14 protein-coding genes are annotated in these 11426 nt (G+C 50.1%); 1 reads left to right on the forward strand and 13 read right to left on the reverse strand.

All coding sequences use genetic code 11. From position 1 onward, the window contains the following. Window positions 1-291: 291 nt before the first annotated feature. The 8 genes from lpxA to ffh all read right to left on the reverse strand — a co-directional run bounded on the left by lpxA (window position 292) and on the right by ffh (window position 6008). Complete coding sequence (gene lpxA / locus EK22_RS21265; protein WP_020157956.1) at window positions 292-1065, reverse strand: acyl-ACP--UDP-N-acetylglucosamine O-acyltransferase; 774 nt, start codon at window positions 1063-1065, stop codon at window positions 292-294. A gap of 5 nt (window positions 1066-1070) precedes the next feature. Continuing rightward, a complete protein-coding gene (gene xerD, locus EK22_RS21270) occupies window positions 1071-1958 on the reverse strand; it encodes a site-specific tyrosine recombinase XerD (protein WP_036254199.1) in 888 nt (295 codons plus the stop codon). Beyond that, on the reverse strand, window positions 1955-2458 hold the full coding sequence (locus EK22_RS21275; RefSeq protein WP_036254220.1) for a methylated-DNA--[protein]-cysteine S-methyltransferase: 504 nt from the start codon (window positions 2456-2458) through the stop codon (window positions 1955-1957). Before EK22_RS21275 ends, xerD begins: the two co-directional genes overlap by 4 nt. Before the next feature lie 139 nt (window positions 2459-2597). Further along, on the reverse strand, window positions 2598-2939 hold the full coding sequence (gene rplS / locus EK22_RS21280) for a 50S ribosomal protein L19 (RefSeq protein ID WP_036254201.1): 342 nt from the start codon (window positions 2937-2939) through the stop codon (window positions 2598-2600). A gap of 9 nt (window positions 2940-2948) precedes the next feature. Then, on the reverse strand, window positions 2949-3692 hold the full coding sequence (gene trmD, locus EK22_RS21285) for a tRNA (guanosine(37)-N1)-methyltransferase TrmD (protein WP_020157961.1): 744 nt from the start codon (window positions 3690-3692) through the stop codon (window positions 2949-2951). Between the two features lie 9 nt (window positions 3693-3701). Beyond that, the gene (gene rimM, locus EK22_RS21290; RefSeq protein WP_036254203.1) at window positions 3702-4208 is read right to left on the reverse strand and encodes a ribosome maturation factor RimM; all 507 of its coding nucleotides are present in this window, start codon (window positions 4206-4208) and stop codon (window positions 3702-3704) included. 7 nt (window positions 4209-4215) lie between these two features. Then, window positions 4216-4467 (reverse strand): 30S ribosomal protein S16, encoded by a 252-nt coding sequence (gene rpsP, locus EK22_RS23965; RefSeq protein ID WP_020157963.1) that lies wholly within the window; start codon window positions 4465-4467, stop codon window positions 4216-4218. A gap of 185 nt (window positions 4468-4652) precedes the next feature. Then, window positions 4653-6008 carry a signal recognition particle protein gene (gene ffh / locus EK22_RS21300; RefSeq protein ID WP_036254207.1) on the reverse strand — a complete coding sequence of 452 codons (1356 nt, stop codon included), beginning with the start codon at window positions 6006-6008 and terminating at the stop codon, window positions 4653-4655. A gap of 606 nt (window positions 6009-6614) precedes the next feature. Between ffh and EK22_RS21305 the strand changes: the two genes are divergently transcribed. After that, window positions 6615-7412, forward strand: a complete 798-nt coding sequence (locus tag EK22_RS21305) for a cytochrome C assembly family protein (RefSeq protein WP_020157965.1) — start codon at window positions 6615-6617, stop codon at window positions 7410-7412. Between the two features lie 6 nt (window positions 7413-7418). Here EK22_RS21305 and EK22_RS21310 read toward each other — a convergent pair whose 3' ends face one another. From EK22_RS21310 to EK22_RS21330, 5 genes are all read right to left on the reverse strand, one after another. Continuing rightward, window positions 7419-7730 (reverse strand): flagellar protein FliT, encoded by a 312-nt coding sequence (locus tag EK22_RS21310; protein WP_020157966.1) that lies wholly within the window; start codon window positions 7728-7730, stop codon window positions 7419-7421. A gap of 3 nt (window positions 7731-7733) precedes the next feature. Beyond that, window positions 7734-8141: a flagellar export chaperone FliS gene (fliS, locus tag EK22_RS21315; protein WP_036254211.1), complete on the reverse strand. Its 408-nt coding sequence runs from the start codon at window positions 8139-8141 to the stop codon at window positions 7734-7736. Window positions 8142-8156: 15 nt separating this feature from the next. Next, window positions 8157-10145 carry a flagellar filament capping protein FliD gene (gene fliD, locus EK22_RS21320; protein WP_036254214.1) on the reverse strand — a complete coding sequence of 663 codons (1989 nt, stop codon included), beginning with the start codon at window positions 10143-10145 and terminating at the stop codon, window positions 8157-8159. Between the two features lie 22 nt (window positions 10146-10167). Further along, a complete protein-coding gene (locus tag EK22_RS23350) occupies window positions 10168-10566 on the reverse strand; it encodes a flagellar protein FlaG (RefSeq protein ID WP_152565182.1) in 399 nt (132 codons plus the stop codon). A gap of 69 nt (window positions 10567-10635) precedes the next feature. Beyond that, on the reverse strand, window positions 10636-11426 hold a 791-nt coding region (locus tag EK22_RS21330), incomplete at its 5' end, for a flagellin (protein WP_036254217.1).

An 11426-nucleotide genomic window follows, 5' to 3' on the forward strand; every position in this document is an offset into this window, starting at 1 on the left:
CTGCATGGATGCAGGAGGTAGAGCAACGCATGGAGCAGTTGCCGAGGCGCGCAAACAGGCGCATAGCCAGCTATGTAACTGTTTGCGCAACGCCGAAGAGGGACAGAAAGACAAGTCATTTGCGGGAATTATAAAATTCACGTTCCTTAGGATTAGGCATTGAATAATGGCCTGGTTTTAAATGTGGGTAACAATGGTGGAAGCGATGCGGGCATCACTTCCACGGGGACGGCCATTGGCCGGAAATGGCCTTAACCTGAAGGGATATCGGAGGTCATTTTTAGCCGAATCCTAAGCGGAAATATCGATAAACCCATGCAAGCCGCGTTTGGATTTAACAGCCAGCCAGTCCTTCAATTGCTTCAACTCTTCGGTTTCTTCCAGCGAATCCAGACTTTGTTTGTTTTTCAACAAGCGGAATGCCGCTGAAAGCACGTTATAGCGGTCGCCGGTAATGCCGGCCCGCCTTAAGCCGACCGAATTCAGCTTATAATGCCGGGCAGGACGTCCGCCGACCAGCATAAAAGGGATAACATCCATATTAAGTCCTGTCGTGCCCTGCACAATCGCATACGAACCGACCCGGCAGAACTGGTGCACGACAACGCCCCCGCCCATGAAAACCCTGTCGCCGACTTCAACATGGCCACCGATGGCGACATTATTGGCGAAGATAGTATAATCGCCGATTTTGCAATCGTGCGCGACATGGCTGTTATTCATAAAGAAACAGCCCGAGCCTATGCGCGTCTCGCCGTTTTCCTTGGAAGCGCGGTGCGCTGTAAACCCTTCTCTAAAATGATTGTTGTCGCCGATTATCAGCCAGGAAACCGTTTCGGGTTTAAAGCTGACATCCTGCGGCAGCCCGCCCAGAACGGCATGCGGGTGCAGGATATTGCCCTCGCCCATTTTCACATATTGGTGCACAACGGCATGCGCGCCGATCTGACAAGCCCGCCCCAACTCCACACCCGATTCAATAACGGCGAACGGGCCTACCGTTATATCTTCCGGTAATGATACATCCGGTGCAATATAGGCAGTCGGGTGAATATTTTGTGCCATGTTAACTATCCTCTTGGATGAAATTTTGAATGTAAATCTTTTAATCTTTCGCGGGCGATATGCGTGTAGATCTGTGTAGTGGATAAATCGGAATGCCCCAGCAAGAGTTGCACGACACGTAAATCCGCGCCATGGTTCAATAGATGCGTCGCGAAGGCATGCCTGAGCGTATGCGGTGACAGCTCTTTATTAATGCCGGCTTTTTTGGCATGGCGCTTGATGATGTGCCAGAAGGCCTGCCGCGTCATGCCGGTGGCACGGTTGGTCACGAACAGATAATCGCACTGACGCTCTCCCAGAAGGCTTTTCCGCGCCTGGCTCATATAGTCTTCCAGCCAGCTCATTGCCTCTTCACCGACCGGCACCAGCCGCTCCTTATTGCCTTTGCCGGTAATTCTGACCACGCCCTGCCTGAAGCTGACCTGCTCAAACTTCAAATTGACCAGCTCCGATACCCTAAGTCCCGTGGCATAAAGCATTTCCAGCATGGCTTTATCCCTGAACCCGAGTGCATTTGTTACTTCAGGTGCATTCAGCAATAATTCGACGTCGTTTTCGGACAGCGATGTCGGCAATGGCTGGCCGATATGCGGCGATTCTATCAGCGCGGTCGGATCGACTGTGATACGGTTTTCCCTGAGATAATAACCATAAAACCGCCTCAGACTGGACAGAATACGCGCCGACGACCGGTTGCCTATGCCATCTTTATAGCGGCTTGCCAAAAACCTTGATATATCGCTGCCGTCGACATCCAGTATGGACTTCCCCGCCAGCCATTGAGCAAAAATTTTCAAATCACTGCCATAGGCCGACAACGTATTTTCGCTCAGGCCTTGCTCTACCCAGACCGCATCCAGAAACTGATCGATAAAGCCTGCTGCCGCGTTCATTTTTTGTAGGCCGCTTCAAAATCCAGTAATCTGGCTTTTATGGTCATGAAATCCCCGTCTGTTTTCCCGGCATAACCGCCCATCCCGGATACGGACACCACCCGGTGACAGGGAATAATCAACGGAAAAGGATTATCCCGACAGGCATTACCGACAGCTCGCGCAGCCGATCCTATTCTGCGGGCCAGCGCCGAATAAGTGATCGTTGCGCCGAATGGTATGCGGCAGAGCTCCGCCCAGACCTTGTTTCTAAAATCGCTGCCCTGCTTTAACAGCTTCAGGTGTATGGGTTTTTCCGGAGTCAGCCAATACTGGTTTAATTGCCGCTGTATATCATGCTCACCAGTAACAATTTGGAACGGATCTCCGGCAAACTCCCAGTCCGTCTTGAACAAAACATCGCCTCGAGCGAATAAGACCAGATTGCCGGCGGGTGTTTGAATCTTGAACACCGTCTCAGGCCTCGAACAATTTTCAACCCAATGAATGACGAATGGCATGGTAATAATTCCGGATTGGTTAAATGATCCTCTGCCCAGGCCGAATGAATTCGGCCCTACAATAGCCATAAGCGCGATATCCCAGACATAAAAAAGGCAGCTCATAGCTGCCTTTTTTACATGCGCATCAAAAAACCGATCAAAGTTTTTCTTTGATACGAGCCGCTTTACCGGTCAGATCACGCAAGTAGTACAATTTAGCGCGCCGCACATCACCGCGACGTTTAACAGTGATCTCGCTGATCATAGGGCTATGAGTTTGAAAAACACGTTCGACGCCTGTACCGTGAGAAATTTTTCTTACTGTGAAAGCGGAGTTTAATCCGCGATTGCGTTTCGCAATCACGATGCCTTCAAAAGCCTGAATTCTTTCACGCTCGCCTTCTTTTACCCTAACCTGTACAACAACTGTGTCGCCTGGACCAAAGTCAGGAATCTGTTTCAGCTGTTCTGCTTCCAATACATCAATAATATTGCTCATTGCCACACCCTATTTAACATCAACTTCAATTTTAAATTCGTTAAGCAGTTTTTCCTGCTCTGCGTTTAAATTCTTTTTTTTCAATAAATCCGGCCGTCTCCGCCACGTTCTTCCCAAGGCCTGCTTCATACGCCAGCGGTCTATATCCGCATGGTTGCCGCCCAGTAAAACCGCCGGCACCGCATGTCCTTCCAGCTGTTCCGGCCGCGTATAATGCGGATAATCCAGCAGGCCATTCATATGAGAGTCCTGCTGCGCGGAATCCTCGTCCCCGAGCACGCCGGGCAATAAACGGGTTACCGCATCGACCACTATCAGTGCCGCCAGCTCACCGCCGCTGATGACATAGTCGCCGATCGACCATTCATCATCACAAACCAACTCAACAAAGCGCTCATCGATTCCCTCGTAACGCCCTGCCACTAAAATCAATTGAGAAACATCACAAGCTTCCGACAGCAAAGCCTGCGTTATCGGTTTGCCCTGCGGGCTCAAATAAACGACTTTGGCGGCTCCGGTGCCAGCCTGTTTAGCATCACAAACCGCATCATGCAACGGCTGGTATTTCATGACCATACCGGGACCGCCCCCGTAAGGCCGGTCATCGACCGTTCTATGCCGGTCGTGCGTATAATCACGCGGGTTCCAGACTGACAGGTGCACGATGCCACGCTCAATAGCCCGTCCTGTGACACCGTAACCGGCCGCTGCGGTCACCATGTCCGGGAATAGTGTTACGACATCAAAGCGCATACTGCATAATTAAAATTCCGGATCCCAATCGACAATTATCATGCCGGCATCCAAGTCGATATTAATTATGGTCTGCCCCTGTAAAAAGGGAATTGCCCGCTCTCGCTCACCCTGAACGATCATTACGTCATTCGCACCGGTTTCCAGCAGACTGCCGACCTCGCCCAACTGGACGCCCTCGACGGTTTCAACCTTCAATCCGATCAAATCGGACCAGTAATATTCGCCTTCCGTCGCCGCCGGCAATTGCTCATGGGTTATAAAAATATCCCATCCGATAAGACCAGCAGCCTGATCCCTATCATTGACACCGTCAAGTTGAGCGACTACCGCCTTGCCGTGCAAACTACCGTCAGTAACGGCAAGCAGCCTTGTCTCGCTACCTTTTTTCAGCAACCACGGAGAATAATTTAAAATATTTTCTCTCGGATCGGTAAAAGAAAAGACCTTAACCCATCCTTTTATCCCGAAAACGCCGGAAACCTTGCCAACGTTTATATCTTCCCGCGCTGACAAATTCAGATTATGCAGCCGCTTTCTGTGCGTCTTTAATCAACTTTGCAACACGGTCAGAAGGTTGCGCGCCATGAGCTTTCCAATATTCGACACGGGCGCAATCCAGACGCAATCTTTCTTCATTGCCGCGAGCTACAGGATTAAAAAAACCAAGCCGTTCAATATAACGGCCATCACGGCTGTTTCTGCTGTCAGTCACAATCACATGATAAAAAGGACGGTTTTTTGCGCCGCTTCTAGCAAGACGAATGGTTACCATTTAAGTTCCTCAAAAACATTTAGTCAAAATTTAATCCGCCTATTTTACGCGATTTTCGACATAAGTGAAGAATAAATTCATTCATGAGTTCATGACATCGCTTAAGAGGCTGTAAAAAACGTTAAGCGGCCATCGGCATCTATGCAAAAAAAGCTGTCAACTGAAGCGCCGATGGCCGATAAAAACTACATTCTCATACCGCGAAGATTGCTTTTCATACCGCGCATCATATTGGTTATATTGCCTTTTTTGAAACGCTTCATCATTTTTTCCATCATTTTGAATTGTTTCAGAATTCGATTAACGTCATGCAATTGCTGCCCGCAGCCGTCCGCAATACGTTTCTTACGATTGCCTTTAATCAAATCAGGAAAACGACGTTCTTGCATGGTCATGGAATTTATCACGGCGATCTGGCGCCCCAGTTCCTTATCGTTAACCTTGTCCTTCATTTCCTGCGGAATACTGCTCATACCGGGCAACTTGTCCAGCATGGAGCCGACTCCGCCCATGCTATGCATCTGTTGCAGCTGCTCACGAAAATCCTCAAGATCAAAGCTCTTGCCTTTCTGTATCTTCTTGACCAGCTTTTCGGCTTTTTGCTTATCAACTTTCTGCTCGATCTCTTCAATCAGACCCAGCATATCGCCCATACCCAAAATACGGGAAGCCAGACGATCAGGATAAAACGGCTCCAAAGCGCTGGTTTTCTCGCCCACACCGATGAACTTGATAGGCTTGCCGGTAATATGGCGGATGGACAATGCCGCACCGCCGCGCGCATCGCCGTCGGCTTTAGTCAGAATCACGCCGGTCAATGTTAACGCATCGTTAAAGGCCTTGGCTGTATTGGCCGCGTCCTGGCCGGTCATGCTGTCGACGACGAACAAGGTTTCGACCGGATCGATTGCCGCGTGCAATTCCTTGATCTCGCCCATCATCTCGTCATCGATATGCAGACGGCCGGCGGTATCGATAATAATGACATCGAGGAATTTTTTCTTCGCCGCCTCGATTGCATTTTTTGCGATATCCACCGGTTTTTGGGAAATATCGCTTTCAAAGAAATCCAGGGAAAGGTCATCGGCCAGCGTCTGTAGCTGTTTGATAGCGGCAGGTCGATAAACGTCGGCACTGACGACGCCGACTTTTTTCTTTTGATTTTCTTTCAGCCAACGGCCCAGTTTGGCAACTGTCGTGGTTTTACCGGCACCCTGCAGACCCGCCATTAAAATGACGGCCGGCGGAACCGCTTTCAGGTCAAGCCCCTCATTCGCCTCACCCATCACCTTGACCAGTTCAGCCTGAACCAGCTTGACCAGCGATTGTCCCGGCGAAAGGCTGGTCTGAACTTCCTGGCCCAGTGCGCCCTGCTTGACACGTTCAATAAAATCCGTCACTACCGGGAGGGCCACATCAGCCTCAAGCAACGCCATGCGCACTTCGCGCAATGTTTCCTTGATATTGCTTTCCGTCAGCCGCCCTTGGCCCTTAACTTTCTTAAGAGTATTACTTAATCGATCGGTTAAATTATCAAACATATCTGTGTCTTTATTCTGTAATCAAGGGAACGTAATTATTCAGATTCTCTATGGGCGGAAGGCGCTTCAATCCTCACCGAAGCCCATCCAGTCAGATCAAAATATGCCGGGCTGAATATTTACATGGAAACCGCCGCCTAGCACAAATGGGCTAGGACTATTTAGCGGGTTATATTAACATACCCATTGAGACCTTTGCACCACTCGCTGTTATGTCCTGGGTAATGACATTACCCCTACAAGTATCGGCTTTTAATATATTGATTAAATTAAACATTAGCCCTTAAGGAACGTGAATTTTATAACTCCCGCTACTGGCTTGGCATTCCGTTCATCACCGGCGTTGCGCAAACAGCTACATAGCTGGCCATGCGGCTGTTTGCGCGCCTCGGCAACTGCTCCATGCGTTGCTCTACCTCCTGCATCCATGCAGTCGTTGAACAGGAACAGAAATCCTGCCCCAATCGCGGGTCTTGTTTCATTCCCATTCCTAAGCGCAAATTTAACCGGCCGCTCCCGATCAAGCTCAATGAATTTTGATTGGGCGGGGCGCTTTAGTCGCGATAATGACAGCAAGGCCCATTAAACACAAGAAAACACAGCCAAATGAACGCTACTGTCCTCGCCGTCCTTTCTATCTGTGCCTATTTGGGCAGCACACTGCTTATTGTCCAAAAATTTCACCGGGGTGATATCAGTCGGACTCCGCTTTATCTGGCCTGGGGGGCCGCATTCGCCCATCTGGCTTACACCCTTATCGACTTCCGCAATGAGCATGGCTTTAATTTCAGTTTTATCAGCACCGCCGCAATGGTGTCACTGATTGTTACCCTGCTGTTATTAACAGCAACGCTCAGCAAGCCGGTCGAAAAACTGGGCATCGCGATATTCCCGCTCGCCGCCATCATGCTCGGACTGAACCTGGGCTTTCAGGAGCAACTGCGGCCTCTTCAAACCCACAGCTGGCAAATGGGCATCCACGTGTTGACGTCCATCATCGCCTTCAGCCTGCTGAATATTGCCGCCTTGCAAGCGATATTGCTGGCCATTCAAGACCAGCAGCTCAAAAGCCATCCGCCCAAACGTTTTATCCTGTCATTGCCGCCGTTGCAAACAATGGAATCATTGCTGTTTCAAATGCTCGGCGCCGGCGTTAGCTTCCTGACCATTTCGTTGATCAGCGGCTTTATATTCATAGAGGATTTATTTGCCCAGCATTTGGTTCATAAAACCGTGCTGTCGATACTGGCGTGGTTTATTTTTTCGGGCCTGCTTATCGGTCGCAGCCGTCACGGCTGGCGAGGCCAGACAGCGATAAAGTGGACATTGCTCGGCTTTGTATCGCTGCTTCTGGCTTATTTCGGCAGTAAGCTGGTTTTGGAACTGATCCTGAACAGGACCTGAGATTGATTACAGCGCCGAATAGGCTTTAACGGCGCTTTTACCTTGCTGGATTTTCCTTAGCTGCTCCTGCAGATCGTTTCTATACAACCAACCTAAGGCCATAATCTCCTTATCGACCTTCAAAATATGGCGAATCTGTTCGGCAAGAAAATCCGCCTCGACTATTACGCTATCGGAGAAAAAGTCCGTGATCACGCCGTCCCTGATGCGTTGCAAGGCATCCACCGACTCCCAGTCTCCCGCATTGGCATAACCGAGCATTTTATCTGTAAAATCAATGATTTCAGCCAGTTTATTCTGCTGAATTGACAGAGACATTGATCAATTTCCCACGTATCTGTCCTGAAGGGGAATGGCCACCCAGGCTTCCCGGACGTCCTTGATCAGGCCGGTGACTTCATCCAGGATTTCAACATCGCTGTTGATATTGGCATCCAACAATCGACGCTGCATGTAATCATATAAATCATCCAGGTTTTCAGCAATTCCCCCGCCATTATCCTTATCCAGGGACGCCCTTAGTCCATCGATGATGGCAATGGCTCTACCAATTTTTTGGCCTTTTTCGGCAATATCCTGTCTAAAAATAGCGCCTTTAGCGATTGCAATCCGCTCCAGAGCGCCGTCAAACAACATGACGATCAGTTGATGCGGATCGGCGGAGTCGGCATTGATCTGAGTTCCAACCTGCTTGTATTGATTCATTGCGCGATGAGTCACTGCGTTCATTTTATTACCTGTCTATTATTTTTTATCTGAAGAATTATAGGTCGGGAGCGCGGCCAACTGCTGCCCTAAAGCCGAACCTATGCTTTGAAAGCGCCCCAGCAAGCTATCCATGGCATTAAACTGTTTTAACAAGCGAGCCTCGAGATTAGCCATTTTAGCATTCAGGCTGTCCCTTTCCTTGCCGATCAAGTCGAGGCTTTTTTGCAGGCCCGCCGTTTTTGCGTTTAATGCGCCGTCACTGTTTAACAATCCGCCTAAAATGGAATCGAGCCGCTCCATTAAGCCCCTGGAAAAATTAATCGTGCCCAAATCGCCGTTCGCTTCACTGTCAATAAACAACGCCAGACCATTAGCTCCCGTCAGCGTCTGACCTTTGCCCGTGGCGACCTGTCCGCCAATCGTACCGGCGACATCAGTGCCGGCTATGCCGGTAGCGGGATTCAACCCCAAGCTTCCGGCCGTTGAAGTCACGATATCGACACTGGATGTCGAGCCATAGGCATTGGACGTGATATCGAAGCGATTATTAACGGTATCATAAGTTACCTGCGCCTTGACGCCGCCGGTTTTTAAAGCCGCATCGCCATTGATTCGGGATTGAATTTCAGCCGCCAGATCCGCACCGGTCGCATAAACGCCGGCCGTTAAACTGATTTGTCCCGATAATACGCCATCAACCCGGATGCTGAAGCTGTCATTGACGCCTGCCGTCACGGTCAGATCGGAAATCGCGGCGTTGCTTAAACTCCCTTGCGTAGCCGGTTGAGTCACATTAACCACATATTTGCCGGCAGTTGTCGTATCGGAACTGGCGACATACTTCATGCCCGCGTTATCCGACCGGCCTATCGCCAAAAAAACCGCTTCAACGCCCTCAGGGTCCTTATTCAGAGCGGCTGTAAACTTGTTTTTGTCGAAAGACAGCGTACCGTCAGCGGCCGTCGACAATCCCAGATCGTTCAAGGTTCTGATTGAACTGCCTTCCAGCCCTCCCACAACATCACCCAAGACGGAACGTATCTGCGCCATGCCCGAACGCACCGTGGCATCGCCCAGCAAGACGCTGGCTGATTTGGTGTCGGCATTGTATCGCGTCAAATCCTTAACGTTTTGGGCCAGCGCATTATAACCGTCCACAAAACCTTGCAGCGCGCCGACAATATCAGCCTGGGAGCGGGCCACATCAATCGTTATTGTCTTGCCCGGGCTTGCCTGCTGGAGATCAAAAGTCACGCCTTTGATCGTATCTGAAAATGTATTCGTGGCACTGTGAACATCCAGTCCATTGACGCTCATGATGGCATCCTTGGCCGCTTGCGTCTGGGTTAAATTCGTGGCCGCGTCATTAAACTCGAAGGCCGACAGGCTCGGATCATCAACACTGATCTGAAGGCTATTGGCAGCCCCCGTCTCCTTGGATGTCAGTACCAAATGATTGGCACTGCCATCGAACACAATGGAGGCGCTGACATCCGAATTGGCCTTATTGATGGCATCCCTGATACCGGTTAAGGTGTTATTGCTTGAATCTATCACCAGCGTTAACGTGCCCTTGGCCGCGTTTTGCGTGAAGCCGTTATAAGTATCGGTTTCCGCATCGTAATCGGTAGTGCCGAATTTGATAGTGATAGTGCCGGTGCCTATGGCTGTATTGACATCGGCAAATCCGGCCGAAGCCAGGCTGTTGGCTTGCGCCAGCTGTTTAGACTCAATGCTGAACTTACCGACATCGGCATTGCTGGCGACGGAAGCCGTTACGACCGAGCTGTCACTGGAAGATGCCTTTAACGAATTGAACTGGCTGCTTTGCCTTAATCCCGCCAGCGAGGATCTGAATTCGGACAGCGCGCTTTTAAAACTGCCGAAGGAAGAAATTTTGGCTTGAAGGCTGGCTTCCTGTCGAGCCAGCTGGAATGTCTTCGGCTGGCGTTCAGCCTCCACCAAGCCATTGACTATACTCCGTATATCAAGTCCAGAACCTAACCCCAGTGAAGATACAGCCATTTCTTAATTCCCCCGCAAAAAATCATACCTTCTCTTTTAACAGTACGCCAACAGAGCCCGTATCAGAGATTAATTCATTCAACTGTGCCGCCAGCTTTATAACGGACTCCGACGGTATTTGCCGGATAACCTCATCGGTCTCGACATCCCTTACCTCAACCACGACACTGCCTATATCCTTGTTGACAGAGAACGACAACTTCCGCTGCTCGCTTTGGAAAAACTCATTAACATCGGCAACCGCTCTATCTATTTTTTCCTCATCGATTCCTGGTATTGAACCCTTATTTTCGCTATCGGCTTTCAAATTATCTTTTTGCGCTTCAGTCGATAATGCCTGATCCTGATTTTCGGTATTTTGGACAGCTACGAGCTTGGCAACATTTGCAACCGGGGATGAAACATTACTGATATCCATCATCACGTCCTCGTGTTTTATTAAACCCAATAAAAAAAGCGGCAATAATCTGCCGCTTTTTTCTACCTATCGTTACCGCAACAAAGACAGCACGTTTTGCGAAGAGGCATTGGCCTGCGCCAGCATGGCCGTGCCCGCCTGCTGCAATACCTGCCCTCTGGCCAGGTTGGCTGATTCCTTGGCGAAATCGGCGTCCTGAACCCGTGAACGTGCCGCCGAGACGTTCTGCGAGACGTTTTCCAGGTTGGCAATCGTTGAATTGAACCGGTTTTGAATCGCGCCCAGATCCGCCCGTGAATTGGAAATGGCTGCCAAGGCGCCATCGATAACCGATAACGCATCGTTTGAACCGGCTTGTGTGCCGATATCAACATTGGAGACTTTCTGCAAAGTAGACGATTGTGCCGTTGTGGCTGCGAATATGCCGCCCGTAGCACTATCAGATGTTGCCGTAAAAGCTTTATCTGAATCCATAATCAGACTGCCGCCGATGGTCGCGGCATCGGTGCCTGATACGCCGCCGCCAGCGACAGTCGCCTTGACGCCCGCCACCGTGCTGCCATCTTCTTGCAAACCGGTGATATCGACCGTTGTCGCTGCTGTCGAATGCGTCAGTTTATCGATGACGATATCATAGCCTTCGGAATTCTTCAGGATCACGCCTTTTTTATCATCGGTCAGCGTGGCAGTAATGCCGGTTTTACCGGCCTGATCGTTGACCGCATTCGCCAGCGTGGTTAAATCATTCACGTCGGTGACATTGGCTGACACAGTCACCGCATCGCCGGCCGCCTCATTTTTGCCGTTCAGCGTAAAGCTAAGCGTGCCGGTCGCGCCAACGGCATCCAGTTTTGCATAGGTAA

Source organism: Methylobacter sp. BBA5.1, assembly GCF_000746145.1.
In the GTDB taxonomy this organism is placed as follows: Bacteria; Pseudomonadota; Gammaproteobacteria; order Methylococcales; family Methylomonadaceae; genus Methylobacter; species Methylobacter marinus.